This is a genomic window from Acidithiobacillus ferrivorans, from assembly GCF_016250455.1.
In the GTDB taxonomy this organism is placed as follows: domain Bacteria; phylum Pseudomonadota; class Gammaproteobacteria; order Acidithiobacillales; family Acidithiobacillaceae; genus Acidithiobacillus; species Acidithiobacillus ferrivorans.
The window spans coordinates 190,003-216,156 of sequence record NZ_CP059488.1 but is presented as its reverse complement, the minus strand read 5'-3'; the positions used below and the strand labels follow the sequence as shown (position 1 = coordinate 216,156).

28 protein-coding genes are annotated in these 26,154 nt (G+C 57.9%); 13 read left to right on the top strand and 15 right to left on the bottom strand.

All coding sequences use genetic code 11. The annotated features are described in order from the left end of the window. Positions 1-66: 66 nt before the first annotated feature. The 5 genes from H2515_RS01010 to H2515_RS00990 all read right to left on the bottom strand — a co-directional run bounded on the left by H2515_RS01010 (position 67) and on the right by H2515_RS00990 (position 7,804). On the bottom strand, positions 67-708 hold the full coding sequence (locus H2515_RS01010; RefSeq protein WP_198660695.1) for a class I SAM-dependent methyltransferase: 642 nt from the start codon (positions 706-708) through the stop codon (positions 67-69). Beyond that, complete coding sequence (locus tag H2515_RS01005) at positions 708-1,856, bottom strand: cysteine desulfurase family protein (RefSeq protein ID WP_198660694.1); 1,149 nt, start codon at positions 1,854-1,856, stop codon at positions 708-710. Before H2515_RS01005 ends, H2515_RS01010 begins: the two co-directional genes overlap by 1 nt. 292 nt (positions 1,857-2,148) lie before the next feature. Then, a complete protein-coding gene (locus H2515_RS01000; protein WP_198660693.1) occupies positions 2,149-5,256 on the bottom strand; it encodes an efflux RND transporter permease subunit in 3,108 nt (1,035 codons plus the stop codon). Positions 5,257-5,297: 41 nt separating this feature from the next. Then, positions 5,298-6,368, bottom strand: a complete 1,071-nt coding sequence (locus H2515_RS00995) for an efflux RND transporter periplasmic adaptor subunit (RefSeq protein WP_198660692.1) — start codon at positions 6,366-6,368, stop codon at positions 5,298-5,300. After that, the gene (locus H2515_RS00990) at positions 6,365-7,804 is read right to left on the bottom strand and encodes a TolC family protein (RefSeq protein ID WP_232821486.1); all 1,440 of its coding nucleotides are present in this window, start codon (positions 7,802-7,804) and stop codon (positions 6,365-6,367) included. Before H2515_RS00990 ends, H2515_RS00995 begins: the two co-directional genes overlap by 4 nt. Positions 7,805-8,120: 316 nt before the next feature. Between H2515_RS00990 and H2515_RS00985 the strand changes: the two genes are divergently transcribed. Both H2515_RS00985 and H2515_RS00980 read left to right on the top strand, forming a co-directional pair. Next, a complete protein-coding gene (locus H2515_RS00985; protein ID WP_198660691.1) occupies positions 8,121-8,498 on the top strand; it encodes an ArsR/SmtB family transcription factor in 378 nt (125 codons plus the stop codon). Between the two features lie 461 nt (positions 8,499-8,959). Then, positions 8,960-10,129, top strand: coding sequence for a trans-sulfuration enzyme family protein (locus tag H2515_RS00980; RefSeq protein ID WP_232821485.1), 1,170 nt, complete (start codon positions 8,960-8,962; stop codon positions 10,127-10,129). 89 nt (positions 10,130-10,218) lie between these two features. On the opposite strand, the gene H2515_RS00975 is transcribed toward H2515_RS00980, so the two are convergent. The 5 genes from H2515_RS00975 to H2515_RS00950 all read right to left on the bottom strand — a co-directional run bounded on the left by H2515_RS00975 (position 10,219) and on the right by H2515_RS00950 (position 14,231). Then, complete coding sequence (locus tag H2515_RS00975) at positions 10,219-11,109, bottom strand: alpha/beta hydrolase (protein WP_232821484.1); 891 nt, start codon at positions 11,107-11,109, stop codon at positions 10,219-10,221. 282 nt (positions 11,110-11,391) lie between these two features. Beyond that, entirely contained in the window at positions 11,392-11,625 is a 234-nt protein-coding gene (locus H2515_RS00970) for a hypothetical protein (RefSeq protein ID WP_198660689.1), read from the bottom strand. A gap of 813 nt (positions 11,626-12,438) precedes the next feature. After that, positions 12,439-12,765 (bottom strand): YbjQ family protein, encoded by a 327-nt coding sequence (locus tag H2515_RS00960; protein ID WP_198660687.1) that lies wholly within the window; start codon positions 12,763-12,765, stop codon positions 12,439-12,441. A 13-nt stretch (positions 12,766-12,778) separates the two neighbouring features. Further along, positions 12,779-13,138 (bottom strand): hypothetical protein, encoded by a 360-nt coding sequence (locus H2515_RS00955; protein ID WP_198660686.1) that lies wholly within the window; start codon positions 13,136-13,138, stop codon positions 12,779-12,781. Between the two features lie 124 nt (positions 13,139-13,262). Continuing rightward, positions 13,263-14,231, bottom strand: coding sequence for a ParM/StbA family protein (locus H2515_RS00950; protein ID WP_198660685.1), 969 nt, complete (start codon positions 14,229-14,231; stop codon positions 13,263-13,265). A 428-nt stretch (positions 14,232-14,659) separates the two neighbouring features. Between H2515_RS00950 and H2515_RS00945 the strand changes: the two genes are divergently transcribed. Next, complete coding sequence (locus H2515_RS00945; RefSeq protein WP_198660684.1) at positions 14,660-15,247, top strand: hypothetical protein; 588 nt, start codon at positions 14,660-14,662, stop codon at positions 15,245-15,247. 84 nt (positions 15,248-15,331) lie between these two features. Here H2515_RS00945 and H2515_RS00940 read toward each other — a convergent pair whose 3' ends face one another. The 4 genes from H2515_RS00940 to H2515_RS00925 form a co-directional block, all read right to left on the bottom strand. After that, positions 15,332-15,565 carry a hypothetical protein gene (locus H2515_RS00940; RefSeq protein ID WP_064220425.1) on the bottom strand — a complete coding sequence of 78 codons (234 nt, stop codon included), beginning with the start codon at positions 15,563-15,565 and terminating at the stop codon, positions 15,332-15,334. Continuing rightward, complete coding sequence (locus tag H2515_RS00935; protein ID WP_198660683.1) at positions 15,562-16,362, bottom strand: hypothetical protein; 801 nt, start codon at positions 16,360-16,362, stop codon at positions 15,562-15,564. The genes H2515_RS00940 and H2515_RS00935 overlap by 4 nt, the downstream gene beginning before the upstream one ends. Positions 16,363-16,525: 163 nt before the next feature. Further along, positions 16,526-16,849 (bottom strand): hypothetical protein, encoded by a 324-nt coding sequence (locus H2515_RS00930; RefSeq protein ID WP_198660682.1) that lies wholly within the window; start codon positions 16,847-16,849, stop codon positions 16,526-16,528. Between the two features lie 14 nt (positions 16,850-16,863). Beyond that, the gene (locus tag H2515_RS00925) at positions 16,864-17,205 is read right to left on the bottom strand and encodes a hypothetical protein (RefSeq protein WP_198660681.1); all 342 of its coding nucleotides are present in this window, start codon (positions 17,203-17,205) and stop codon (positions 16,864-16,866) included. Positions 17,206-17,665: 460 nt separating this feature from the next. On the opposite strand from H2515_RS00925, the gene H2515_RS00920 reads away from it, so the two are divergent. The 10 genes from H2515_RS00920 (at position 17,666) to H2515_RS00875 (ending at position 25,459) form a co-directional block, all read left to right on the top strand. Further along, positions 17,666-19,183 (top strand): vWA domain-containing protein, encoded by a 1,518-nt coding sequence (locus H2515_RS00920; protein WP_198660680.1) that lies wholly within the window; start codon positions 17,666-17,668, stop codon positions 19,181-19,183. Positions 19,184-19,292: 109 nt separating this feature from the next. Then, on the top strand, positions 19,293-19,553 hold the full coding sequence (locus H2515_RS00915; protein WP_198660679.1) for a hypothetical protein: 261 nt from the start codon (positions 19,293-19,295) through the stop codon (positions 19,551-19,553). Positions 19,554-19,566: 13 nt separating this feature from the next. After that, a complete protein-coding gene (locus H2515_RS00910) occupies positions 19,567-19,722 on the top strand; it encodes a hypothetical protein (protein ID WP_198660678.1) in 156 nt (51 codons plus the stop codon). A gap of 1,008 nt (positions 19,723-20,730) precedes the next feature. Beyond that, positions 20,731-20,940 (top strand): hypothetical protein, encoded by a 210-nt coding sequence (locus tag H2515_RS00905; RefSeq protein WP_198660677.1) that lies wholly within the window; start codon positions 20,731-20,733, stop codon positions 20,938-20,940. 14 nt (positions 20,941-20,954) lie between these two features. After that, positions 20,955-21,875, top strand: a complete 921-nt coding sequence (locus H2515_RS00900) for a DUF3150 domain-containing protein (protein ID WP_198660676.1) — start codon at positions 20,955-20,957, stop codon at positions 21,873-21,875. Positions 21,876-22,086: 211 nt separating this feature from the next. Beyond that, positions 22,087-22,659, top strand: coding sequence for an anthranilate synthase component II (locus H2515_RS00895; RefSeq protein ID WP_035194745.1), 573 nt, complete (start codon positions 22,087-22,089; stop codon positions 22,657-22,659). Then, complete coding sequence (trpD, locus tag H2515_RS00890) at positions 22,656-23,672, top strand: anthranilate phosphoribosyltransferase (RefSeq protein WP_198660675.1); 1,017 nt, start codon at positions 22,656-22,658, stop codon at positions 23,670-23,672. The genes H2515_RS00895 and trpD overlap by 4 nt, the downstream gene beginning before the upstream one ends. Before the next feature lie 3 nt (positions 23,673-23,675). Further along, positions 23,676-24,467 (top strand): indole-3-glycerol phosphate synthase TrpC, encoded by a 792-nt coding sequence (trpC, locus tag H2515_RS00885; protein ID WP_198660674.1) that lies wholly within the window; start codon positions 23,676-23,678, stop codon positions 24,465-24,467. A 70-nt stretch (positions 24,468-24,537) separates the two neighbouring features. Further along, complete coding sequence (locus H2515_RS00880; RefSeq protein ID WP_014027682.1) at positions 24,538-24,963, top strand: OsmC family protein; 426 nt, start codon at positions 24,538-24,540, stop codon at positions 24,961-24,963. A 10-nt stretch (positions 24,964-24,973) separates the two neighbouring features. Next, positions 24,974-25,459, top strand: a complete 486-nt coding sequence (locus tag H2515_RS00875; RefSeq protein ID WP_014027681.1) for an RrF2 family transcriptional regulator — start codon at positions 24,974-24,976, stop codon at positions 25,457-25,459. A gap of 4 nt (positions 25,460-25,463) precedes the next feature. On the opposite strand, the gene coq7 is transcribed toward H2515_RS00875, so the two are convergent. Continuing rightward, on the bottom strand, positions 25,464-26,090 hold the full coding sequence (gene coq7 / locus H2515_RS00870; RefSeq protein WP_014027680.1) for a 2-polyprenyl-3-methyl-6-methoxy-1,4-benzoquinone monooxygenase: 627 nt from the start codon (positions 26,088-26,090) through the stop codon (positions 25,464-25,466). Positions 26,091-26,154 lie beyond the last annotated feature (64 nt).

Here is a 26,154-nt window from a genome sequence, read left to right as displayed (position 1 = left end):
GCCGGAGAGATCATGGAGGGGGCTTTCATTCAGGGTCAAAGGCCAATCTGGTTTGGCCCTAAAAACCTATCCTACCTCTCCCGAGATTACCACCAGGCCGCCCCAGGGCAGTGTATGGGGCAGTACCCGTTCCATCGCCCGCGCCACGCGGTTCCCGGAAGGGAGGAATATGGCGGAGTGTACCGCCAGCCGGCGCACTCTCAGGCCGGAGAAGAAGTCGAGCACTTCGCGGGGACGATGCCAGCGCGCCCCACGATAGGCCCCGCTTCCACCGCCCCGGCCCTTCTGCCTGTAGAGCAGGCTCGTCCGGTTGAGCCAGCCGATGGCAAAGCGCTGCCGCGTCACCCGCACGATCTCGGCCACAGCTTGGCGCTCGTCTTCCACGAAGCACAAGGCCGCGACCGAAACCACCCGGTCGAAACTGCGGTCGGGAAAAGGCAGGGCACGGGCATCCCCCACGATCCAGCGGATCGCGGGAGGCCCCTTGATTTGAGCGAAGGCGAGCCAGTCCGGGTTCGGATCCAGACCGCTGGCGAGGAGACCCTCCTCGGCAAAGCGGCGGGTGAACCACCCGGTACCACAGCCCACATCCAGAAGCGTATCCCCCGGCCGGGACTGTAGTACCCTGGAGAGCAGGCGGAACTCGGCCATGCCGATCCAGCGCCCGCGAGCGGTATCGTACCAGGCGTCATAAGACGCGGCGTCCATCAGCCTACCGCGCCTGCCAGCCCGCGCCAGGCGTTGATCAGAGCGTTCGCCGCCTCGTCGATCTCCGCCGTGGTGGTGAATCGGCCCAAACTCAAACGGATCGCACCCAAGGCTTGTTCCCGGGGCATGGACATCGCCGCCAGAATATCACTCACCGTATGCCCGCCCGCATGACAGGCGGAGCCCGTGGATGCGGCGATCTCCGGGGCGGCGGCGAGGAGTTGCCAGCCCGCCACGCCGGGGAAAGAGAGATTCAAGGTATTGGGCAGGCGCTCGGTAGGGTGGCCATTGAGCAGCAGGCCGGGAATGGCGATAACCAGCCGTTCCTGCAAGGCATCCCGCAATAAGCGCAGCCGTGCCGCTTCCTCCGCCACCCCCTCCTGTGCCAGCCGGGCCGCGGTGCCCAAGGCCACGATGTGCGGCACGTTCTCGGTTCCAGGGCGCAGGCCCCGTTCGTGGTCCGCCCCGGCCATGATCGGCAAAATGGGGGTTCCTTCCCGCACATATAGGGTGGCCACGCCCTTGGGCGCGTAGAACTTGTGCCCCGCCAGAGTGAGGAGGTCGGCGCCGAGATCATGGACATCGATCGGGATCTTGCCCGCTCCCTGGGCGGCATCCACATGCATGAATGCGCCGTAGGCATGAGCGAGTGCGGCGATTTCCGAGACGGGTTGCATCGTCCCCGTTTCGTTGTTAGCGAGCATCACGGATATCAAAGCGGTGTCGCGGCGGATCGCCTGCGCCGCCGCCTCCATGCGCACGCGGCCCGTGCCGTCCACTGGCAACACGGTGAGCTGCCAGCCCTCCGCTTCCAGCCAGCGCATGGGCTGCATCACCGAGGGGTGCTCCACCGCCGACGTGACCAGGTGGCGCCGCTCCCCCCGCAGGGCCCGCGCCGCCCCGAAAATCGCCAGGTTGTTGGCTTCCGTGGCGCTGCCGCAGAAAACCATATCCTCCGGCCGCCCGCCGATCAGCGCCGCCACCTCCGCCCGCGCCGTTTCCACTGCCGCCTTTGCCTCTTTGCCATAAAGATGTGCGGAAGAAGGGTTGCCGAAACGCTCCCGCAGCCATGGCTCCAAGGCCTGTGCCGCTAAGGGATCTACTGGGGTGGTGGCGTTGTAGTCGAGGTAAATTGGCAAATCGTTCATTAGACTCCCACCGGGACTTCCAGGCAAAAAGGCCGAAACAAGCTATTGTAGGAGTATGGTGGGCCCTTGAGGGTCTTGCAATCGACAATGCACAAGAGTCCCCACCCGATTGAGTCATGGCATTCCATGTGATCTTTTTTGGCGAAAAAACAAGATGCCAGCCGTCTTACGCCCAGTAAATCCGGATGGCAGTCTGACTCCAATATTCATCCGCTCCTTAAATACACGGGCGGCCGGACCAGATCTAACGGCACTGCAGCCTAGCTGTAGGGTCCGTGTTTTTTGGTCCTCTTTAATAGGCCGATACCTTCGCTACGGCTTGCCCGAAGCGCCCGAAGCGTATGGCCAGAATGGGTAGCACCAGCAGATTCAAAACGGTAGATGTAATCAGGCCACCGAGAATGACCTGCGCCATTGGTCCTTCGATCTCGTTGCCCGGCGCCCCGCTGGTGAGCGCCAGGGGCAGCAGGCCCAAGGCCGTGACCAAAGCGGTCATGAGAATCGGTACCAGCCGCTCCTGTGCACCCCGAATCGCCGCATCCTGCCCCCAGGACACCCCTTCCTCCCCAACAAGATGTTGGTAATGGGCAATCAGCATGATGGAATTGCGTAAAGTGATGCCGAAAATGGTTACGAACCCTACCAAAGATCCAAGGGACAGCACACCGCCTGTAAGCAACACGGCGGTCACCCCACCAACCAGGGCGAAGGGTAGATTGAGCAGTACCAGGAACAAGGCTCGCATGCTGCCCAAAGCGATGTAGAGCAGGAGGACAATACCAACCCCCGCCATCAGCGCGTGCATGAGCAGTTCGTTTTGCGCTTTCGCCTGGGCCGCCGCCGCACCCGAAAAGGTCACATAGGTCCCAGGGGAGAAAGAGACGGCTTCGTGGATTCGTTGTTCCGCAGCATGTACAAATTTACTCAACGCCTGCCCGCGCACATTTGCGGTGACGGTCTGTACCGGCTGTCCTGCGGTTTCGAGGATGGCATAGGGTCCAGGGCTTTCATGGATGTCGGCCAAATCGCGCAAGGGTACCATCAATCCATTTGGATTGCGCAACGGCAGATTGCCCACCTGCGCGGGATTACGCCGCCCTGCGGGATCAAGCGTTACCACCACATTGAACACCCGGTTGCCTTGATAGGTTTGCGCAACTACGGTGCCCGCGTAGGCGGTCTGAACCGCATCCAGCACATCTACCGGTGCAAAACCCCAACGTGCCAACGCCGCTTGTCGCAGGCTAATGACCAGTTGCGGCGCAGTTGGAGGCGCATGCATCTGCACGTCTACCGCGCCGGGCAGGTGCTTGAGAACCGCGGCGATTTCCCGCGCCTTTTCATAGAGCGCATCGAAATTGGTCCCAAAGACGCTGATTACTACCGGCGCGGTGTAACCGGAGATTGTCTCTTCAATACGATCCGACAGAGGGGTTTCAACGGAGAAACTCACCCCTGGAAACCCCGATAGGGTCTTGCGGATCCGGGTCAGGGCCTGCTCCTGGGCCTCCCCCGGGAGAGATTGGAGACCGACGATAAATTCGCTCACGTTGACGCCGTAAGTATCCGTACCCGTTCTCTCCGCCCGCCCCACCCGCTGTGCCACCGAGCGGACCGCGGGGATGCGGCTCAAGGCCATAGATATGTGGCGCCCGAGTTGCAGCGACTCGGCAAGCGACGTCCCCGGTGCAGTGGACACATGCACGATGAAATGCCGTTCACTAAACTCCGGGAGGAAATTACTTCCGAACGAGTGGAAGACTGCCGCTGCGGCCAGGAATAATATCGTGATCCCTACCATCAGCCACCGGTGCTGGCCCGCGATGGCGGCGAGCACCCGCGCTTGCCCCGCCTTGAGCGCACGGATCCAGGCATGATCGATTGGGCTGGTTGGCGTGTGTCCCAGCAACAGGTAAGCCAGGGCAGGGGTCACGGTCAGCGCAACACCCAAAGAGGCGAAGACGGCCGCGATATAAGCCTCCCCCAGCGGCGCGAAGAACTTACCGGCTACCCCGGAGAGCGACAGTACCGGCAGGAAGACCAAGGCCACGATAAAGGTGGCGTAAGTCACCGCTCCGCGTACTTCCATCGAACTTTTGAGCACCACTTTCGCGATGGATAAGGGTTGTGGCCGGGCGCGGTTTTCCCGCAGACGCCGAAAGATGTTCTCGACATCGATGATGGCGTCGTCCACCACTTCGCCAATGGCAATAGCAAGTCCACCCAAGGTCATGGTATTGATGCTGGCGCCCAGCGCGTTGAGAACGATGACCGCGGTGATCAATGAGAGCGGGATGGCGATGGCCGATATCAAGGCGGTGCGCACATTGAACAGAAAGAGAAAAAGCACGGCAACGACCAGGATGGCCCCTACCAGCAGCGCCGTGCGCAAGTGGGCGATGGCGGTTTTTATGTAACTGGCTTGCCCGAAAAGATCCGGATGCAAAGACACGCCTTGCGCCGCCAGTACCGGTTCGAGTTGTCGGAGCCGATCCTTCAACACCCTGGTCACCGCCAGGGTGTTGGCACCGTACTGCTCCTCGACATTAAGGATGACCCCCGGCTTGCCCCCTATGGTGGCACCGCCGATGGCTGGCGCCGGGGCCGCCGCTACCTGCGCCACGTCGCCCAACCGGACATCCGCACCCTGGTGACGCAGGATGACCACGTTCGCCAACTGGGCGGCGGTGATGCTTTGGCCCTCGGTGCGTATGGCGATCCTTTGGTTGGCATCCTCCAGGAAGCCCGCCCCCCGTACTCCGGTGGCCCGTTGCGCAGCGCGAACGACGTCCTGGAAGGTCAATCCGAAACGGACCAGCTTTTCCGGTTCGACCTGGATCTGCAGCTCGCGCACTTGCCCACCGTATATGGCGACATTGGCCACGCCGGGGATGCTGAGCAGTTGTGGCTTGAGCAGCCAATCGGCCAGGGTGCGCAGTGTCATCAGCGAGCGGGTGTCCGACGTAAGACCCAGCACTTGGACAACGCCCGTCGCCGACGTCAACGGGGTCAGAAAGGGGGCGCGTACACTGAGCGGCAACTGTCCGGCGACGGTGTTCAGCCGTTCGGCCACGATCTGGCGATCCCGGTAAATGTCCGTCCCGTTATGGAACGTCAAGGTAATCACCGATAGGCCTTGAATGGATCGAGAGCGCATGGCCTGCAAACCGGCTATCCCGGATAATGCGTTCTGGATGGGCTGGGTGACCAGTGCCGCCACTTGCTCGGGCGAAAGACCCGGCGCTTCGGTATCAACCACCGCTAATGGCGGTGTGAAGTTGGGGAAGGCCTCCATTTCCATGTGGGAGAGGGTGTACAGCCCGTAGCCGACCAATAAAAACGACAGGGCGATGATCATCCCGCGAAAGCGGATGGAGAAGCGGATAACGGCTTTGAGCATGGCGGATTCCGAAGTGCGGTGGGCGAGTCAACGACTGAAATTTAGTCGTTGTCCTGGTCTTCATTGGCCTCGTGGCTTGCCGACGGCGGGGCCAACAGCTCCTGGGATAGCAGGAGTTGGGCACCTTGCGTCACCACCCGTTGTCCCGGTCTGATATCCGTCTCGAACCAGCCGCTCGGGACCGGATTCCGCGTGGACACCAGATGCCGGACAAAATGGTCCGCGTCGGTTTGTAGATAGACCCAGGCTTGACCGGCATACCACAGCACTGCGGAATCCGGCACCACAATGCCCTGCGTCGCCCGTCCTGCCAGCGGCGCATCCACTGCTACCCGCATGCCGATGCGGACATGGTGTGCGGGCATCCGGTAAAAATAGGTCTCACCCTGGACGCTGGGATCACTCTGCGGCGCAGCGGAAATGAGCCAGGCGTCGGTGTAGGCGGTCGACTTGCCGCTCTCAACATGGACAACCGGCGGCATGGAGGGAATGGCCAGACTCGGCGGCAACGTGACCAGCAAGAGGGCATCATGGCCGTTGAACAGGCGAGTGAGGGGGGCGCCGACTTTGCCCAGTATCCAGCCCCCCAGCGCGGATCCCCACTGGGTAAGCGCCATCTGCCGCAAGCTGGCGGCATTGGCCAATGCCGCAGTGAGGCGTGCCTGGTCCGAGCGATACGCCGCCTGCGCCGCCTGTGCGGTTTTGATGGAAATGTTCTGGCCGTCTCGATTCAGGTGGCGCAGCCGTTCATACTCCCCCTGCGCAGCAGTAACGGTGGCACGAGTCACCCCTGCCTGACCCAGAGCGGCGGTGTAGCTTGTGCGCAACTTCAGGAGCGGTAGTGGGTCAAGGATCACGCCATAGGCACTGACTTGGGCTCGATAGCGCGCTGGGGTAAGGGGTCGTGTGCGGATACTGGCCTGCGCCTGCAGCGCCGCATCCAAGACAACGACCTTCAGACCGTGCGCAGTAACAGTCATCGGCATCTCATGGGCGGGGTCTGTTTTAGCGCCGCCCCCGCCTTCGGGGTACGCCCTCGCGCCAAACCAGGTCAGGATGACCAGGAACAGCAATGCGGCCAATATGCCCGCAATGACCAAATTGCGTTTCATGCGCGCGCCCTCTCGCGACCGGATGGGGATTTTTCGTGAAGTGCAGGTTTGAGAGAAAGATGCTCCGTAAAGGGCCGCTGCAGGGCATTTTCCAAGGTACCCAGGGCTTGTTGTGCCTGATACAAGGCGGCGAGCCGGTCCTGGGCCGCTACCAGAGACGCCAAGTGCCCACCGAGCATGGCTACGGATCCGATGGCACCCGCAGCAAATCGCTGATCAAGCATGCGCTGGTGTTTCGTTTGGATTGTGAACAGGTTCTGCGCCGTATGGAGTGTTTGTACAGCGCCGCGATAGCCAACGACGGCCTGACTGACTTGCCCGATCACCTGGGCCTGCAGGGCGGCGAAGCGCGCAGATTCTTCCGTCACGCGTGCCTTGGCGACGGCGATTGGGCCTTGGTTTTGATTCAGCAGGGGAAGGGTTAAGGACAACAAGCTCAGCGACCACCGGCTATCCCCTTCTTCCCATTCGTAACCTGGGCCCAAATTAATGTTGGGATATTGCTTTGCGATTTCGAGCTTGAGGGTGTCCTCGGCGGCGGCATATTGTGCCAAAGCGCGCCGAAGATCCAGGCGGTGGAGCAATGCCATCCGTTCCAAGGTCCTGGTGGATAGCTGCTGCAACGCGGGAAGACGGTCTATGCTCGTGAAGTCGAAACGCGTGTCGGCAATGGCGCCTACCGGCAGGCCCAGCGCTTCAGCCAACGCCGCCCGCACACTGGCGGCGTGCGCCTTGGCGGCGGCTAGCGCCATCTGCGTCCGTTGTAAGGCCAGTTGGGCGCTGTTTACCTCAAACGTGGCGCTCTCGCCGACGGAGAAACGTTGTGATATCAGTTCCAGCATCCGGCTGCGCACCGCTGTTTCGGCCTTGAGTGCTTTGATTTGCTCTATGGCCGCAAACAGGTCCAGGAATCGTTGGCGGACACGGGTGCGCAGCTGCCAGGCGGTCTCGCCTACCTGGAATCGCGCGGCGGATGCGAGGTCAAGGGCCTGTTGGATGCGGTCCCCCCGTTTGCCCGCCGTTTCAATGGGCACATCGAAGGAAAAACCGAGCGTCCAGGGCAAAACTCCGCCAGGGGCGATGCTGTGGTGCTGAGAAAGGAAGCTGATACGGGGATTCGGGCGTTGGCCGGCGGTGATCACACCCGCACGAGCAACTGCCCAGTGGGCACGCTGGGCGGCCAGTTCCGGACTTTCATAAAGGGCTACCAGGGCAAGATCATCCAGATTCCAATGCCGCTTGGGCCAGTGCTTCGGCGGGCAGCCATAGTGGGCGAGAAAAGTCCTTAGTTTCGGGTTATCAAGGCTGCGCGCCTGAAAGGCGGCTGCGGTCACTGAGGGCACCAGCACGCGCGGATGGTAACTGGCGCAGCCACTCAAAACTGCCAGGACCAAAATCGTCAGCACCGAGTGCCGGTGCACGCGCACAGCAGACATTACGGCGGATGATGCTGCCGCCCTCTCCCCGCAAAGCGCCTGTCTCGGCGAAAAAACAGCGCTTTCCCTCTGTCCGCCTTTTGACAAAACGCCCGATCCTTCAGAAAGGCGCCTCTCTGATTGCACCTCTCGGCCAGCACTCCTAATGGTCCATCGCACTGTTCTTTCCCTTTATCTGTGGGCAATCAGGAGCACTGTTTTGAAGACTTCCACTGCCTCGGCAGGCTCATGTTCTCGCCTCCCCGTCTTGAAGCGACGATGCCGTGACGTGTGCGAGTCGTTGACAATCTCGTGAGTCATTATTATATTCATTCAAATGAAAGATTCAAGCACTGCACCTCGCTGCCGTATCCGTTGCTTTGAACCCGAAAAAGTAGCGGGTATCCGCGATCGCCTGGCTGAGGAAGAGGCACAGATTGCGCGATTCGCCCGTGTTTTCGAGGTGCTGGGCAACCGCACCCGGCTCCGCATTCTGCGGGCTTTGGCGCGAGAGGAGTTGTGTGTTTGCGACGTGGCGCAGGTCCTGGATCTCAGTATCGCCGGCGCATCCCATCAACTCCGGGCATTGCATGACCGGGGATGGCTGCATATGCGCAACGACGGCAAGATGGTGTATTACCGACTGTCTCCGGACGCCCTGCGGCAGGTGCTGCAGGAGGGCAGGATTTTCCTGGAGGAAGGCATCGCTTCATAGGGGGTGACGAGGGTTTGGGGAGAATCCCGCAGATGGAATGGTTACGCACCGTCAAAAACTGAAGGTGGTTCGGATGCACGGTTGGCGCAGGTTATCCATAGTCTATCGTGCCTCGGGCCAAAGGGTATCGACGATATGACCACGGTCCAGAGCAGACGACCGTCGTTCTGGACCCCAAAACTTCGGTTGCCGAAGTCTTAATCAATCCAAATCCTATCCCAGCATCTGCCTGGCGAACACGGTAACTTTACGCCCGTTGGGCGAAGATCTACTATCCGCAATGGGTTGCCGGTGCGGATCCTCCAAATAGATTGCGGAGAAGTGCGGTGAGGGCTTTTCTCCCATATAGGTGACCGGAGTGGGCTTCAGCCTTTGAACATTGCAGTTCTGTCGCCGGAGAAAATCTGTCCAGGATTTTACGGTTGGATGCCATTTGGGAACGCTTTCTTGAGGAGGTAGGAATGAACGAGAAGAACATCGGCCTTTCCACTCGTTGCGTCCATGCCGGAGAGCTGAAGGACCTCCACGGTTCGCCGCACACACCGATCTACACCACCACCACCTTCAAGTTCGATTCCACCGCCGACTTGCTTGATGTGGTGGAAGGACGCAAGTCGGGCAGCCTGTATACCCGCTATGGCCTCAATCCTACCCTCTTCAGCCTGGAGGAAAAGCTGGCCGCGCTGGAAGATGCGGAGGCAGCATGGGTATTCAGCTCGGGCATGGCTGCCGAAGCGGCGCTGTTCCTCGCCTACGGACGCAAGGGCATCGTTTGCATCGGCGACGCCTACGGCGGCACCATGGAACTCCTTTCCAGCCAGTTGCCCGAACTGGGCATTCCCACCCACTTCCTACTCGGCAGCGAGCTTGGCGGGTTGAAGATGTTACTGGAAACCGGGGCGGGTCTGGTATTTTTCGAGACACCGACCAATCCTACATTGGAAGTGCTCGACGTTCGGAAAATTAGCGGCATGGCCCATGAATACGGCGCTCTGGTGGCGGTGGACAGTACCTTCGCCTCACCGGTAAACCAGAACCCGCTCGCACTAGGCGCAGATTTCGTCATTCACAGCGCAACCAAGTATCTGGGGGGTCACAGCGACATCACCGCCGGTGCATTAATGGGATCCAAAGATCTGCTGGCATCGGTGTGGAACTGGCGCAAGAATCTGGGCACCGTGATCGCTCCGGAAACGGCTTCGCTGCTTGCGCGCAGCATCCGCACCCTGACCGTGCGGGTGGAGCGACAAAATGCCACGGCGCAGGCAGTTGCGGAGGCAATGACAGAGCATCCAAAAGTGGCTCGGGTATTTTATCCGGGGCTGCCCGCTTTTGCCGGCCACGCGGTGGCCAGGTCTCAGATGAAAGGGTTCGGCGGCATGCTGACGCTGGAACTGAATGGTTCCTATGAGGATGCAGTGCGGGCGGTGGACAGGTTCCAACTCTTTGCCATCGCGCCCAGTCTGGGCGGGGTGGAAAGCCTCGCTACCATGCCGGTGACTACTACTCATCATGGTCTGTCACCGGAGGAGCGGATGCGGCGCGGCATTTCCGATGCCATGATCAGGCTCTCCATCGGCCTGGAGGACGCCGCCGACCTGATTGCCGACCTGGAACAGGCGCTCGAATGAGACCCTGAAGAAACACCTTCGTAGGTCTTCTTAATAACGGCTCTCCGCCGCCAAGTAAGCTGGCAGGAACTGGCAGAATGGCTTGATGATTACCCAAAAATAGTATCCCAAAAGGCTACCAATTGCGCTCCATAATCTTCAATTTTGTGAATGGAATTGTGGCCCGCCTTGGGCAAAACCCATAGCTGCACCCGTTCGTTTTTGCGCTGCGCATAAATCGCCCTGGCGTCCGCCACCGGTACCTGGGCATCGTCCTCGCCATGGACGAGCAACACGGGACACTTTATCCGCTGGATAGTCGCAATGGGAGCGATATCGGCAAAACTCACACCAATTTGCCTCTCTACCGTCTTGAGCACCCAACGCCCTACCGGCCAGTAAGGGACATGATGAGCTGCCATGAGCCTGCGCATCACCACGGCAGGATGGGCAAAGGCGCCAATACTGACCACCCCCGCCACACGGCGGCGGGAAGCCACCAGCAAGGCCGCCGCCGCCCCCAGCGAATGACCCAAGATAGCGACCCGCCCCGGCGCAACATCAGGCCTGGCTTCGAGCCAATCGATGGCATGCTCTAGATCCTCGGCGAATTTGGGCATGGAAGAGAAATCATCCGTATCACTCTTGCCATGATTCCTTGCGTCAAAAAATAGCAGCGGATAACCCGCACGATGTAAAACTGGCGCAAAAGGCAACATCATCTCTGCGTTTCCTCCCCATCCGTGGATAACCGCGATGACCGGGACCGGGAGGGGTGAGGAGGTGATCTGTGGCGCGGGAATGTACCAGGCGAAAAGCCGTTTGCTCCCTTCGGTGGCAAGGGAAATTTCCTGGTAAGGCAGATTAAAACGGGCTGGCGTGCCTTTTTCCACCATTCGCGGCGCCCGAAAGGCACGGCGGAGGAACCATGGCGCGAGAGCGTCGAGCAATACCAGCAGGGCGGTAATTCCAATGAAGAGTTCGATGATGCATGCCGTCATGGTTGGCAACCGGATATCCCCAAAGGCGATCTCATGAGCGCGATGCTTCAGCTAGCCCATGTTTGACACCATGAAAAATTTTTTCAATAAGGACTGATCGGCGTACTTCTGGGCGTACATTTCTGGGCTCGGTTCTAGCAGGTTTCTTTTTAGGCATAGGGCAAAATAGAACGGACTTAGACTTGCGGTCTAACGTGGGTCTAAGGGTCTGCGCGCTTTTGCGTAGACCCGCTTGAGCGTAAGTTTGGGCTTATACGGCTCCATTACAGCACCATGCCATTTTCACCCTACTAAAATTTGTGGATAGTCTTCTGGAAAGCAGACATAATTATCACCAAGATAAACAGAAATTTTTTTATCTCTGTTAATACGGATACACAACTCATTGACCAAATCCTGACTATGAGGCTCAGTTGTGGCATAAGCTTGATTACTTGATATGCCTGCTTCGATGATTTTGAATTCCCTACTCTGAAAACGGAACCAGTGATCTCCCGTTGCTATTTTTAAATTCATTTCCCCTCCTCGGGTTATTGGCACAGCCTAACAGTTAATAGAGAGACCGGCGGGTCAGGACATTGTTTGATATAACGACGTCGTCCATAACACAAAATCATCATTTTTATTTAACAATATTATCTCTCCAATCGGTCCCTATATGCATGTATGAAAAGGTGGGTCCGGCACTGTCCATCTTTGTGCATTGGAATTATGCTCCAACTCTTTGTTGTCTTCTATAGGAGCGAACATCATGGGGGTGACCCCGCCCCCACCTGATGGACATGGTATCCATCGTCTGCCGTCGCCGGCATTGCAGTTTCTGCATCGAGGACAACCACATCCCACAGGTGCACCGCACACTAACCAAAATTATCTGGACGTCCGGTTACGCTGCGACCCGGTCATTCGCATTCGCAGGTCAGGGATGATTAACCACTAGGCAGAGAATTTGATCGCCGTGCCTCGACCGCTTGTTCAACCCTGTTCTGCACAAAACGGCACATATTGAGAATGACTGCAGTCAACCACTTCTTACACACTACAGGCATTTCTCCCTTCACCACCTCATGATCGCTAGTCAACCTCTTTTGCATATGGCCGTAAAAATCACTCCCTTGTGCAAATCGGGTAATGGGCTATTTGATCGCCCTTTTAACCGCCGGTGCAGGAACCATTCTCATCGTGATAGGAGGGCCTTTGGGTGTCGGTTTATCCAATTTATCTCTGATATGGGGTGCGATGATTGCGGCGATTTATGTGGCCAACGGATACTGAAGGACAATGCGACGAGTCTGGCCGAACCGGTGTGGGATACCCCGGGAAGCGCGATTATCCCAGCCTTACCGCCGTCCCATAAGCCGTCACTTCGATAAACTCTTCCTCATTCCCGGCCCCCATGCTACTACTGTCGAACCGAAAACAGATGACGGCATCGGCCCCGTTATTCTTCGCCTCTTCCTGCATGTCGGCCACGGCGTTTTCCCTCGCCGCTTTCACCAGCTTTTCGTAGCCAGCCATCTTGCCGCCGGTTATGGATCTGATCTTGCCCATAACGGTCCCCAGCTCCGAACGGGAGCGAACGGACACCCCGTATACGGTGCCCAGCGTCTGGGTGATTTGCTTACCGGATATTTCCGCACTGGTCGTGATGAGCATCGGTGACCCCTTCCTATGTTGATGTGCTTGCTGGATCGGCAGCGGCCCCGGCCCCTTGCAGTTCATAGAGCATTTGCAATCGCTCCATGGTGTAAGGTGTGCGCGATGAGTATTGTTTGGCAAGCTCGACCAGGTGCGGCGGCGTATCCGGTGGCAGATTGGCGACGGTGAATGCCACGAGCTCCTCTCTGGACATGTTCTCCGGGGCAGCGGCTGACGTTGTTGGCGAAGCTGTAGAAGGGACAGTCTTTTGATCCGTTGTACCCACCATCTCTTCACGTCCGGACCCGCCACGCTTCTTCATTAGCGGCAACAATGTGCTATCTCCGGCTATGCCATGCTCTGCCGCGTTACGCAGGGCGAGCTTAACCATCACGCTCCTATATGATGGCTGTATGCTGTTATACCAGGCTAGTATTTCCTCATCATCATCGCCAATATAAATCGTTATCCGTTTCGACATATCATCCCCCGGTCTAATCGTTTCATATCAGGACTTACGCCGATTCGCCATGCCGGGCATTCCAGACGCCTTCACCAAACCGCCGGAAACCTTCCGCTACGGCGAATCGTGGATCCTCAATGAGTTCTGCTTGTGGCCAGTAAGGGGCCAGCCCATCGAAGAGCAGTTCGGCACCACCGCCAGCCACGAGAATCTTGTCGAGCTTGCGCCCGTTATCCCCGAACTTCGTGGATACGGCATCAAATATCTCTGAGGAGAGGATTCGCATGGCGATCTTCACGGTGGCAGAAACGTCTATCTCTTTGCCGTAGTATTGGATGGCGCCCTTCCAAAGCGCATCATCGGCATCCAGGTAGTCCACCTCATAGCCCTGGTCCTTCAGCTTCTTTTGCACCATGATGGCCGCACGGCTCATACCATTAGCAGATCCTGCAGCTTCTTCGACCCATCTACCGTTCAGCAGAGCCATCGAGTCGGTGGTGAATCGACCAATGGCGATCACGCCCATATTCTTTTTCGCATCGGGAATCATACGGCCCTTTTCGTCAATGCTGTATCGCATGGAGACGCCGTTGGGCTCCGGATAGACCTTGACCTCCGCTTCGGTGCAGGCGGATACGATGTTGCGCATCTGGAGCTGCTTCTCACGAAAGATCGCGGGTGGAAGACCTGTAATCACGCTGTCTATATTGCCCACATCCGCCATTACCAGATTGATGGCCCCTTGCACCAACGCCCGGAACTCCCGCATCTCCAGCCAGCGATGATGCAGGCCAGCGACCTTGAGCGAACCCGCCTCATGAATAGCCGTGTCACCGATGAAGTAAACATCGCCATCCACAGTGACGGTTTCCTTCGCGGCTTGGTCTGATGCGGCCTTGTCGCTAATGGTCATAGCAGGCACAGCGACCGATGGAATGGTCACATGCTTGATTTCGCCATCCTTACCTCTCCAAGCCACTTTTACCGCTGAGTGTCCGATGTCCAAACCTACGCACGCCATAAAAGCCTCCAGAAAATGAGAACACCACACCTAACACCAAAACAGCGCGAAGCAACACTATAACGGTGTTCACGCAGCCTGTATGACACGATACAACATCAAACGACACACAACAACACCAATCATCGTCATAACCACAATGGCGGTGATGGGAATGACGCCACAAAAAGGCATTTAACGCGCTATAACGACACCACGCCACGCTAATGCAACATGAAAGATACTGTTGTGACACTAAAATGGCCTATAAATGGATAGCTATCGCTGCTTGTGGGCACGATGCCAACCACCACTGACATAAGTTAAACCTTAAAATATCATTTTACCGTCACTCCATCGTTTTCATGATAATATGGCCTATCAAGAACCTGCTCTGGCGGCACTCAGGTGCTATAGCACCACCACAACAACACCACACGACACGATTGATGACATCAGAAAATTACGCCCTTGATGATGACCTGATCCGCGAATCCAACCGCTACGCGCCGCTTCCTGCTGGATCCGATGCACAGATGGTGCGCTACCTCACCATGCACAGGGACCGCACGGTGGCCCTCCTGGGCGAAATCGACGAGGCGTTAGATGTTTACCGCCGCGCCCTTGATGCGTACCAACCGAAGAGCAACCAGAAGGTAGGTCTTATCTGGATGCGGGAAAGCGACCGCCTCAACGGTGCCACGAAGCCCATAATGGTTCGCTGGCTGATCCGTAATTACTCCGGGGGAATGCGCTGGTTTTATACGGAGCTTCCGCAAAGGGATCTGCCGCGTCGGGCGAAGAGCCGCGGAGGATGGGCATTAGGTGCCGATGAGACGAAGGAAGCGTTGCGCCGCATTCAAACTCTCATGGAGCAGAGGAAAAATCTGGTGGCCCACTGGGCGAATCTGTCTCGGGCCTTGTCCGCAATGGAAGCGTCGATACCGGATCTGCGTGAGGAGCGTCGGAAGGTTCTGGAAGCTCTGCCGGCTGCGCCTTTCTACGCCCAGTCCCAGAAGTACAATCGGGGCGGTTGAACTGTCCGTTACGGAAAGCCCGCCTTACCTGCCGGGCGCACCACAAAAAACCCTCAAGCCGAAGCGAGAGGGTTGGGTGGAAAATCAGAAACAGCCGGTTGCTTCAAGCGCAAACATCTTTTCAGCGTGCGGCGATTCCGTAATGGGCGTTTCCGTCCACAACAGCACCTCATCGCCGTCGGGATCCAATACGGTTTCGCATTGGGTGCCTTCCACGTCGTAGTCGGCGATCACCACCTGGACCTTCGCCGCTGCCGCCTCTTCGTCGAGATAGACGGCGTTGACCAGGCCACCAGATAAGCTCACGAGGATTTTCATATCGCACCCCCGACTAGGCTATCCAGGCGGCCCTTGATGGCCTCAGCCAGCGCGAACATATCGCTGTCGTTTGCCAAGGCATCATCAAGATCCAGAAAAGCGCAGACCTGACGCCTCTCCAACAGCATGAATTTGGCGGACTGGAACACATGATCCGCCTCATCCAGTGCCTCGGCACGCACAAGGCGCCCGAATGGTATTTCCCTGAAGAAACACAGCCCGGCCTTTCCATTGTATTGGTGGGCCGCCCCATCATCGGAAAGAATGGGTGCTTCAGCTGGTTCGTACAAGAAGTTCACCTTCTCGCCGTTTACAAGCCGCTGAAGATTATTCTGCCAGACTTGCGCTTTATTGGTGACCCACTCCAGATAATCAGCCTCGGTGATTTCTTCCAAAGGCGGGGTCAATGGTGCGATCTGGTCCAGTCTGTCTTGACACCAACGCCGGATCGCTGCCGGATTGTTGCCCTTGTCGATCATGGAAATGATGTCCTTGGCTTCCACCAGCTCGTCTCCGTCCGTGACCACCAGATCCTCGGACTTTCCTCCGGCACGAAACCGGAAATAGGTCTTCTCGGCCTTATACTCAAAGTATTCACTGGATTCGAGATCATAGGGAATTCCCAGACGATCCAGCTCCGCCACCAACCACGGCTTGCCATTGCGGGCTTCTTCTTCCTCAAAACATGACACCTTGCTGCTGGGCTCCAGCTCCAGGCAGCAATCTTCTGCGTCCTTGGGCAGAAACTTCGTCGCCCACGCAGGAAACCGCACCGCACCATAAAAACGGTCACTCATGACACCCTCCTGAAATGTGCTCGTGGCGGAATGCCAGAGCCTCATACCGGGAGGGTGTACCGGACAGTTTCTATGTACCGCCAAAGAAAAACCCCACCGCAGAGCGCGATGGGGTTGGGGGGGATCGAACTGCCCAAAAACCGATCACGCTTTTTGGGCAGACTTAGAGCCTAATCAACTTGCCTGGGAACGCCCCGTGCTGCTCGGCAAGCTCAGAAAACCGCTTGGCGACTCGTTGGATGTCCTCTTGGGTGCCCGGCTGGTACCCCTTTGCCGCCCTGGTACTTCGCCAGTCTTCCATAGAAGGTTCGTCTTTGTCGGCCTCGACCAGATCAATCCAAAGGCGATTCACGGCCATGACCACCAATTCCGGCGCGGTATGGTGAGGATACATGGCCAGGATTTCGTCAAGCTTCACCTTGACCCGGCGGGCTTCGTCTTCAGTCAACCCAAACATATTTTTCTCCAGAAACTTCAATGCAAACATACTCCACCTCCTGATCAGATATGTCCAGCAGACCGCAATGCCCGCTGTAGCTTGTAGAACAGGTTAGGGCATTCCTGAATGTTCGAGACAGGCTCGAAATCCCGAATATCGACCCACGCCACCTCCTTCATGTCGAAACGAGTTTCCCTGGCAAGATGCAATTTCTCTACATCCCGCTTCTGTTCGATCTGAAACTCATGTTCCAGAGGGCAAGAATCCAGGTGACTTGACGTTCCTGCCGCCACCAGCATCCGTTCCTCGTTCACTTCCAATACGAAGCAGTAATGCTTCATCTTTCTGCGATCAGTGATCGCTTGGTACGGATATGGACCGTACACAATGTCTCCGTCCTCCATGGTGGATCCTCCTTGTCAAAATCATTCCGGAGAGGACTACCGGACAATTTCTATGTACCGACGGGCGTGAGACGTAAAAAAACCCCAAGCACAAGGCGAGGGGTTGGTGGTTGTCGTGAGCAGAGGACGGGATACGTCCAAAGCCCTTCTGTTCCCAGGGATCGACTGTAGCCCCGGTCATCCTTAACGATGACAGGGGTGCTCAGGAATCAAATGATTCCGAAGCTGGCGAGCTTACCGCGAATACCAGCATAAAAACTGGTACCTGCGATAATGCAAGCCACAATGACGATAGCCATTGCAGTCTCTCCATATTGATTCATACCGACCCCTAGTACCGGACAGTTTCTATGTACCAGCGGCATGTTTTTGTGGACTACCGGACAGATACATAGAAACTGTCCGGTAGTCCTCTCCGGAATGACCGGCCCGCTTCGGGCTTTTTCTTTGGAGAGGCATTATGAAAGCATTACGCATTTTGGCCGCAGCATTGGGCCGCAGCATCGGCGGGGTCAGCGTCACCGTGGATCCCAGCGCGGACACCGCCTACACGGACGGAAGACGGGTCGTATTGCCCCTTCTCCCTGACGTAGGCGGAGAAGGCCTGGAGGACCTGCTACTCGGCCTCACTGCACACGAGGCATTCCACATCCGTTTCACCTTCGGTGGCAAAGCTGCCGAACCACCTGCGGGCGTCCGCGTCACACCGTTCATCGAGCGCCTTCAGAATGGTTTGGAGGATCCGCGGATCGAGGCCTTGGGCATGAAGCAGTACCGGGGAATCCCCAAGTACCTGCACAAGCTCATCGACTACGGGGTCCGGCAGGGTTGGTTTTCGGACGCCCCGAAATGCCGGGAGCACCCCGGCAACCTGGTCCTCTTCGGTCTGCTTTACCAGTTTCGTGCGCATTTTCTGGGGCAACACGCCTTGGATACCGCTGCGAAGAACTGGGGGGATGCCGTCATCAAGCAGTTTGGTGGCGAACTCTGGGCTCAGGTCGTATCCATCGGCGAAGCGGCGGTTCGCGCTTCCTCAGTGGACGCCCCGGATGGCCCGTGGATTGCCGCGCAGAAGATCAGCGATCTTTTGGGCGACGCCGCCAAGAACTACCCCAATAAAAAGCGGGGGAAGGCGGCGAAAAAGGCTATGGAAGCCCAGGAGGGCGAGCTGCGCCAGACAGACGTTTCAGGCATGGCGACAGGAAACCTTACGGCGGAAGTGAAAAATGCCTCCTGGCAGATGACGCTAACGCCTACTCGTCAGCAGGTAGCGGATATTCCGGATGACGTAAAACTCGAAGCCGGCAGGCTCTACCGCAAAATTGCCGGCCCTCTGGAAAGCAAGCTCTGGGCACGGTCGCAGGAAGAGACATATGCGGCTCGCACGGGCACTTGCGGGGTTGTAACGACAGCCCTGCACCGGGTAGGTACCAGCGGATCGGTATTCGTCCGGCGGGTTGAAGGGGATTCCCGCAGTATCGCCGTGAAGCTCCTGATTGACAGATCCGGGAGCATGGAAATAAGTAATTCTGGATCTGAGAGTCGGCACTTCTTGGCTGCTGCCGGTGCTTTGGCGCTTGTCAGAACCTTCGCGAGCCTCGGCGTCGAATATTCGGTGTCGTGGTTTAACGGTGAGTTCACCCAGGGGCGTCCGTTTTCTTCAGCGCCGCTCAAGGCAAATGAGGGCTGGTCGTGCTTCTGCTCTGGTGGAACCTACATGGAAGGCGGCATGACCCATGCCGGCCTTGAGCTGCAAAATCACCAGGCGGATCGGAAGCTGCTGATCGTCCTTACGGACGGTTCGGTGGCGGAAGAATCCGTAGCGGCCATCGACGATGCGTTTATGCGGCAGGGCATCGAGGTCCGGTACGTCCTGATCGGAAAACTGGATGGATTTGATTTCGCCAAAGGACGTGTTGGGTCTTCGGATGATGTTGGAAAATCCATGATTGAAGCTTTTTCTGGTTTTGCTACTTGATCCCCCCACTCCCACGCTTCGGCCTGGGAGTTTTTTGTGCCTGGCGCCCGCCGGTACATAGAAACCGTCCGGTACCTCCTATCGGCATGAATCACTAAGGGGGTATGCTATGCTGAGTTTGACGAAGTGGTTTTTGGGGCTTAATAGGGCCGCCAAGAAGCACCTTGCGCGAAGGCTGGACGTAGCCAGCCATGCTGTTACTGTTTTCCTGATGCCGTTGCCAGCCTACGGGTTACAGCACGCATTTGCGGGGACCGTAAGCGAACTGGACTGGGTGAAAATCGGTCTTTCTTCGCTGGTGATCCTGGTCTGGTACGCGATAACACAATTTGCCGTAGTTGCCATCATCAACACACTCGATGATGCGTAATAAGGAGGTTAAGATGCTGAACTTTTTACCATTATTGATTCTTGAGATTGTAATTGTGAGTCTTGGCGCCTGGTTCTCTATCACTATTATTCGTGCTGCGGCACTATCGAAGAAGGCGGACAGGAAGCCTGCTGAACCAGGTAGCAATGACACCGCTCATGAGTGTTGACTGGTCACTTTAACCATCGGTACCGTGGTGGTTTTGGCTTGAGCATTTGGCGGATACCGCCACGCGATCATTGATCCCTCCCAACCCTCACGCTTCGGCTTGAGGGTTTTCTTTGTGCGGCGCCGCTCTGGCGCTACTTGCCGACGGTGCGGTTATCGAACAGACGGCCTCGGCACCTCTCACCTACCGAATCATCCACCAGGGCGCGTCCGTGCCCCTCTCTGGCGACATCGTACAGCGATTGAGAATCGACCAGCACATCAGGGAGGTCTGCACCGTGAATGGAAGAAAGCAGTTTTATCTGCGCTGACGCGGATCACATCCAGCCACCGACTTTCGATTAGAGTCTTTCGCATGGTGGGGCACGCCACAAGCACCGCGAGCAATGGGTCATATTTGCCCTGTAGCGCATTTTCCGACTGTGGTTGGATGGGTGGGACGATTAATGCGCCCAGCAGGTGGCCTTGGGGCGTGCCAGGCCTTCCACAGCGCCTGGCCTCGGCGAACCCGATGTTTTAGAAAACCGAAAACGGTGCCTCTGTGCATCTTTGTTTTCTGTTATAGATATACAAAAATGCTATAAATAGGTTGTTGTTCCGGGATTAAAACGCAACATATTGAAATTACAACTTAAAAGACACATTTGTTGAAATGTGTGTCTATCATTATGGGGCACGGTTTCGGTAGAAAAAAGGCCGCCCAAGATCGACCTGGGCGGCCACTGTCCTGCGGAAACGCCCGGAAGCGTCAGGTGAACCTATCCGTTAGGGCGGTATGAATTCCTCTGATCTCCGCGCCTGAACGGAAGATCAGAGGCCCCTGATTACCACCTCCGGGTGCGGAGTTTTTGGAGATTGATCCCGGTGGGGGATCATAAGGCGGCAACCTGCCCTATGTCGCCAAAATACACTTGCGGCCCCGCCACGTCCATGCCCGGTACATAGAAACTGTCCGGTATCTCCTCCCGGTATGAACGCGGCATTTCGCCGAATCCTTCAGGAGATTGACATGAAAGCACACGTACACACGGCCACTGGCCGCGCAAACATTTTCCAAGACGAGACGGGCGTGCATCTGCGCGTCCTGGAAACCAATGGCAATGTTTGGGAGGCAGGGTTTTTCCCCGCCGAGAAGTGGGATGAGCTGCCGCAGGCGTGGCAAGCGGCACTATCATTGGCGCGGGAGATCATCTCTCCCGATTTTGGAACACGGCACTAAGGGAGGAAAACGCCATGAAAACAGTAGTTTTTCTCCCGGAAATGAAGGCGATAAGTGGTACCAGGAGCATCGACCGCAATTTGGTTGAAGCGCGTGACGGGCGGGATCTGGACAAGGTGTTGGCCTCCGCCGGCACCATCCAGATCATGCCCAAGGACGCGCTAAAGCCCTTTGGCCAAGCCCGCAAGGCGGTTGACCGGGTGTTGTTGCGAAAAGGTACCCGCTTCTTCGGTGGCTTCATGGTCGCCGATGCAGTGGTCCCAGAAGTCCAGGCTGAGTTGGAAAAAATCAGCCTGGACTTTGACGCAGCGAAAGCCAGACTCATTGCGGACCTGCCGGGTTTGATCGCCCTTCGGGTATCCGAAGCGCCGGAATGGGAGGACGTAATTCGTGCTAACGCCCCGTCCACTTTGGATCTCGCAGAAAACATCAGCTTCGGTTGGGTGAAAGCCCCCATCGACCTAGCGGATCCGGAGATTGTGGAGACCCTCAAAGGTGATCCGCTGGCAATAAAAATTGCCCGAGAGATGGCTCAGATGGCTTCTACTCATCTCAGCAAGCCTCAGACGGGCAAGAAGGGCATTGCCGGCCTCTCAGTGCTTCAGGCCATCCGGGTGAAAGCTCAGGCTCTGAGCTTCATTGATAGCCGCCTGGGAGGTCTTGTAGCAGCCCTTGATGCAGTTATCTGCGACGCAAACGCGGCCAAGGGCACGCCAATGCAGTCGGCGAGCGCCCTCGTGGTCGGCGGCGTACTTCAGGGTATGACCAAGGCGTCCGCGATACTCGCCGTTGGTGAGGCGGGCGCATTTGATCTACCCTCACCGGTCGATCCGATTCTGGGTACTCCTGATGCTGACGCTGATGTCGCTGCGGACGCATCAGCGGCCATTCCTGTCGCCACACCGGCTGTCCCGGTCTCATCCTGGGCCTTCTGATCTCCCCACACCCCTCGCTTCGGCTTGGGGTTTTTTTGTGGCTGGACAGCCCCGACCACCGTCTTTGGCTGCCCAAATCGCACTTTTTTTCAAGAACAGGTACTCTACAACCCCATGAAACCACAGCATTATAAAAAGCGGGTATAAAAGCGGGTACGAATTGAAACGCTGACATGAAATAACTTATGTTAATCAGTAGGATGGTGCAATTATGCTACTCATGATTGATAACTACGACAGCTTCACCTACAACCTGGTGCAGTACTTCGGCGAACTGGGGGCGGAAGTGCGGGTCGCGCGCAACGATGCCATCGACGTGGCGGCCATTGAGCAATTGGCACCCAGCCGCATCTGTATTTCGCCCGGCCCCTGCACCCCCAACGAGGCGGGTATTTCTCTGGACGTCATTCATCATTTCGCCGGAAAAATCCCCCTGCTCGGGGTCTGCCTCGGGCATCAAGCCATCGGCCAGGCCTTCGGCGGCAAGGTCGTCCGCGCAGCGCAGGTCATGCACGGCAAAACCTCGCCCATTTTTCATAAGGGTCAAGGGGTATTCCGCGGCTTACCCGACCCTTTCGCCGCCACCCGTTATCACTCCCTGATCGTCGACCGTGACTCCCTGCCAGAGGCGCTGGAAGTGACGGCCTGGACCGCCGAAGGAGAAATCATGGGCTTGCGCCACCGCAGCCTGGATGTAGAGGGTGTACAGTTTCATCCCGAATCCATTCTCAGCGAGCACGGCAAGGTCTTGCTGCAACACTTTCTGCAAGGAGGCGCGCAATGATCGTCCGGGACATACTGGAGCACATCGTGGCGGGGCAGGACTTGTCGCGCCACGAAGCGGAAACCGTCTTCGCCGGTATCATGGCCGGGGACTGGACGCCCGCACAAATCGGCGCCCTGCTCATGGGCCTGCGCATGAAGGGGCAGCGGGTTGAAGAACTGGTGGGCGCTACCATGGCATTGCGCGCCTGTATGACCAAGGTCGTGGTCTCCACGGATCACCTGTTGGACACCTGCGGTACCGGCGGCGATGCCTTGAGTACCTTCAACATCTCGACCGTGGCGGCGGTGGTGGCGGCGGCGGGTGGGGCGCGGGTGGCCAAGCACGGCAACCGTTCCATGCTCAGCCGCAGCGGCAGCGCCGATGTGCTGGAAGCGGCCGGTCTGCCTATGGACATGAGCCCCGAGGCCGTCGCCAACAGCATTGAACGCATCGGCATCGGTTTTCTGTTCGCGCCGGCGCACCATAGTGCCATGCGCCACGCCGCCGGCCCGCGCAAGGAACTCGCCATCCGCACCCTGTTCAACCTCATGGGACCACTGAGCAACCCTGCGGGAGCACCGCATCAGGTGCTCGGCGTTTATGCCGAGCGCTGGCTGATCCCTCTGGCGGAGGCCGCGCGTGAACTGGGATCGCGCCATGTGCTGGTCGTCCATGGTCACGATGGCCTGGATGAAATCAGCCTTTCGGAACCCACGGATATCGCCGAGTTAAAAGACGGCGTGATCAGCCGCAGTCGGATTCAGCCGGAGGATTTTGGCATAGCGCGGGCACCGTTGGCCGCTTTACAGATCGACAGTGTGGCGGCGGCGCTGGCGGCGGCCGAAGAGGTTCTGCAGAATCAGCCCGGACCCCGTCGCGACGTGGTTCTGCTGAACGCTGGTGCTGCCCTGTATGCAGCAGACGTAGTTCCCGATATGGCCGTTGGTGTAGTTTTGGCACGGGACGTGCTGGAGTCCGGCGCCGCCTGGAACAAGTGGCAGGCCTTACTGGGTAAAACTCCACAGGGATAGAAGATGGCCGATATACTTAAGGAAATTATTGCCCGCAAGCGCGAAGAGTTGACTGAGCGCAAAGCTCGCCTGGGCCTCACGGAGTTGCAATCGGTAGTGGCCCTGACGGCCCCGCCCCGTGACTTCATTGGCGCCATTCAGGCCAAAATAGCCCAAGGACAAGCCGCCGTGATCGCCGAAATCAAGAAGGCATCGCCGTCGGCGGGGGTTATCCGCGAGGACTTCAACCCGGTGATCATTGCCCAGGATTATGCGACCCATGGGGCGGCCTGCCTGTCGGTCCTGACCGATGCGCACTATTTCCAGGGTGCTGACCTCTATCTGACCGCCGCCCGCGAAGCCTGTACACTGCCGGTATTGCGCAAGGATTTCTGTATTGATCCCTATCAGGTCTGGGAGGCACGCGCCATCGGGGCCGATGCCATCCTGCTCATCGTCGGGGCACTGAGCGATGCCGAACTACAGAGCCTGGAAGCCATCGCGCAGAGCCTCGGTCTGGCGGTACTGGCAGAGGTGCATGATGCGGCCGAGTTACAGCGGGCATTGAAGTTGCGCACGCCCCTGATCGGCATCAACAATCGGGATCTGCGGCGCTTTGTCACCGCGATCGAAACCACGCTGCAACTACTGCCGGAGATTCCCGAAGGGCGGATAGTGGTCACCGAAAGTGGCATTCATCGACGCGAAGATGTGGTGACTTTGCGCGCAGCGGGGGTGGGTGCTTTTCTCGTCGGCGAGGCATTCATGCGCGCCGCACAGCCGGGAGAGGCCCTGGAACATCTGTTTTTTGATTAAACGCGGTTTACACGGCTAGTTGATTGTCATTAAATGGGAATCTGCAATTTCCGGAAATAGGGAGTGGTTTGTGAAGGCACGTGTACAGTGGATGGGTCCTGAGCAGATGAGCTTTGTCGCTGAGGCCGATAGTGGTCACGCCCTGGTCATGGACGGCTCCGTCGAGATTGGCGGGCGCAATATCGGGCCGCGCCCCATGGAACTCCTGTTGATGGGTCTGGGCGGCTGCTCCAGTATTGATGTGGTCATGATCCTCCAGAAGTCCCGGCAAGATATCCGCGACTGCGTGGTGGAGCTAAGCGCCCAGCGCGCAGATCAAGAACCCAAAGTATTCACCCAGATACATCTGCATTTTGTGGTATCCGGCAAGGCGCTCGACCCCAAGCGGGTGGCTCACGCCATAAACCTGTCTGCAGAAAAATATTGCTCGGCCAGCATCATGCTGGGCAAAACTGCGGTGATCACCCATGACTATGAAGTTCGAGAAGAAGGCTGAGGATGCCGTTATGCTACTAAGTAAAACCAGCGAATATGCCTTGCAGGCCCTGATTTATCTGGCCGCCCAGCCGCCCGGAGAATCGGTACTGAGCCGGGACATCTCCGATTATCTGCATGTTCCCGCCCAATATCTGGCGAAAATTCTGCAAGATCTCGCCAAACGCGGGGTGCTGGACTCCTTCAAGGGGCGCGGCGGCGGTTTTGTCATGCGTTCCGGCGCAGAGCAGCTAAATATCCTGGAAGTGGTGGAAATTGTCGAAGGACAGCCTTTTGGTCAAGGCTGCGTGCTCGGCCTCAAGGCTTGCGCCGATGAAACAGCCTGCCCCGTGCACACGCAATGGAAGCCACTCAAGGCCGAGGTGGTCGGTCTGCTCAGCAAGCAGACCATTGGCAGCATGGCCGAAGCCGTACGTGCCGGACGCTACCGCATTTACCTGCCGGGTACGGAGTTGAATATGCGCCCAATCCGGGCACCCAGCAAAGACCTCTCCTGAGCCGTCAAATCCAGAGTGCCCCCCGCGTCAGGACCTTGGAAAAAACCCCCATAGCCATACGTACCGGCATGGGGAGTTTTTCGGCGCCCAGCGCCTCCGCCTTTTCGGCGTGCCCGACTTCGTCGTCCCGCATCTGTGCCACAATGGCGCGGCTGCGCTCATCATCGGCGGGGAGCTCATCCAAATGGCTGTTGAGATGTTCTTCCACCTGATTTTCCACCGCGACGACCAAGCCGAGATTGCTGGCGCGCCCGCGACGGGCAGCCAGAAAGCCCATGCTCCAGCCCGCGCTGTACCAGAGCGGGGCGAGCAGGCTTGGGCGACTGTTGAGTTCCCGCAGACGGGCTTCACACCAGCGCAGGTGATCTTCTTCCTCCACACGGGCCTGCTGTAGCTGCTCACGCAGGGCAGGGTCATTCGTGCCCGTCGCCTGGCCCGTATACAGCGCCTGTGCCATGATCTCACCCGCATGGTTGACCCGCATCATGCGTCCGGCCCGCTGTCGTTCCCAGGGACGCAGGAGCGCGTCGGGAACGTCCCTGGCCGGATACGGTCGATCACTGCCAATCTGCTGTCCGGTCAGGGTACGCAAGGCATTATCGATATTGGCGATGACTTGATCGCTGAACATGGCATCTCCACACGCTGTCAGTAAAGGCTAATTTGGGTATAATGTCCTTGTATGAAGAGGGGGT

What these genes read in the sequence shown, in the direction of transcription:
- H2515_RS00900 (WP_198660676.1), top strand. Translation starts at nt 20,955, where the DNA reads ATGAAAACAGTAGTTTTTCTCCCGGAAATGAAGGCGATAAGTGGTACC.
- H2515_RS00950 (WP_198660685.1), bottom strand. Translation starts at nt 14,231, where the DNA reads ATGGCGTGCGTAGGTTTGGACATCGGACACTCAGCGGTAAAAGTGGCT.
- H2515_RS00875 (WP_014027681.1), top strand. Translation starts at nt 24,974, where the DNA reads ATGCTACTAAGTAAAACCAGCGAATATGCCTTGCAGGCCCTGATTTAT.
- H2515_RS01010 (WP_198660695.1), bottom strand. Translation starts at nt 708, where the DNA reads ATGGACGCCGCGTCTTATGACGCCTGGTACGATACCGCTCGCGGGCGC.
- trpC (WP_198660674.1), top strand. Translation starts at nt 23,676, where the DNA reads ATGGCCGATATACTTAAGGAAATTATTGCCCGCAAGCGCGAAGAGTTG.
- H2515_RS00895 (WP_035194745.1), top strand. Translation starts at nt 22,087, where the DNA reads ATGCTACTCATGATTGATAACTACGACAGCTTCACCTACAACCTGGTG.
- H2515_RS00905 (WP_198660677.1), top strand. Translation starts at nt 20,731, where the DNA reads ATGAAAGCACACGTACACACGGCCACTGGCCGCGCAAACATTTTCCAA.
- H2515_RS00910 (WP_198660678.1), top strand. Translation starts at nt 19,567, where the DNA reads ATGCTGAACTTTTTACCATTATTGATTCTTGAGATTGTAATTGTGAGT.
- trpD (WP_198660675.1), top strand. Translation starts at nt 22,656, where the DNA reads ATGATCGTCCGGGACATACTGGAGCACATCGTGGCGGGGCAGGACTTG.
- H2515_RS00925 (WP_198660681.1), bottom strand. Translation starts at nt 17,205, where the DNA reads ATGGAGGACGGAGACATTGTGTACGGTCCATATCCGTACCAAGCGATC.
- H2515_RS00930 (WP_198660682.1), bottom strand. Translation starts at nt 16,849, where the DNA reads ATGTTTGCATTGAAGTTTCTGGAGAAAAATATGTTTGGGTTGACTGAA.
- H2515_RS00945 (WP_198660684.1), top strand. Translation starts at nt 14,660, where the DNA reads ATGACATCAGAAAATTACGCCCTTGATGATGACCTGATCCGCGAATCC.
- H2515_RS00935 (WP_198660683.1), bottom strand. Translation starts at nt 16,362, where the DNA reads ATGAGTGACCGTTTTTATGGTGCGGTGCGGTTTCCTGCGTGGGCGACG.
- H2515_RS00975 (WP_232821484.1), bottom strand. Translation starts at nt 11,109, where the DNA reads ATGACGGCATGCATCATCGAACTCTTCATTGGAATTACCGCCCTGCTG.
- H2515_RS01000 (WP_198660693.1), bottom strand. Translation starts at nt 5,256, where the DNA reads ATGCTCAAAGCCGTTATCCGCTTCTCCATCCGCTTTCGCGGGATGATC.
- H2515_RS00955 (WP_198660686.1), bottom strand. Translation starts at nt 13,138, where the DNA reads ATGGTTAAGCTCGCCCTGCGTAACGCGGCAGAGCATGGCATAGCCGGA.
- H2515_RS00920 (WP_198660680.1), top strand. Translation starts at nt 17,666, where the DNA reads ATGAAAGCATTACGCATTTTGGCCGCAGCATTGGGCCGCAGCATCGGC.
- H2515_RS00960 (WP_198660687.1), bottom strand. Translation starts at nt 12,765, where the DNA reads ATGCTCATCACGACCAGTGCGGAAATATCCGGTAAGCAAATCACCCAG.
- H2515_RS01005 (WP_198660694.1), bottom strand. Translation starts at nt 1,856, where the DNA reads ATGAACGATTTGCCAATTTACCTCGACTACAACGCCACCACCCCAGTA.
- H2515_RS00980 (WP_232821485.1), top strand. Translation starts at nt 8,960, where the DNA reads ATGAACGAGAAGAACATCGGCCTTTCCACTCGTTGCGTCCATGCCGGA.
- H2515_RS00940 (WP_064220425.1), bottom strand. Translation starts at nt 15,565, where the DNA reads ATGAAAATCCTCGTGAGCTTATCTGGTGGCCTGGTCAACGCCGTCTAT.
- H2515_RS00970 (WP_198660689.1), bottom strand. Translation starts at nt 11,625, where the DNA reads ATGAATTTAAAAATAGCAACGGGAGATCACTGGTTCCGTTTTCAGAGT.
- H2515_RS00915 (WP_198660679.1), top strand. Translation starts at nt 19,293, where the DNA reads ATGCTGAGTTTGACGAAGTGGTTTTTGGGGCTTAATAGGGCCGCCAAG.
- H2515_RS00990 (WP_232821486.1), bottom strand. Translation starts at nt 7,804, where the DNA reads ATGTCTGCTGTGCGCGTGCACCGGCACTCGGTGCTGACGATTTTGGTC.
- coq7 (WP_014027680.1), bottom strand. Translation starts at nt 26,090, where the DNA reads ATGTTCAGCGATCAAGTCATCGCCAATATCGATAATGCCTTGCGTACC.
- H2515_RS00995 (WP_198660692.1), bottom strand. Translation starts at nt 6,368, where the DNA reads ATGAAACGCAATTTGGTCATTGCGGGCATATTGGCCGCATTGCTGTTC.
- H2515_RS00985 (WP_198660691.1), top strand. Translation starts at nt 8,121, where the DNA reads ATGAAAGATTCAAGCACTGCACCTCGCTGCCGTATCCGTTGCTTTGAA.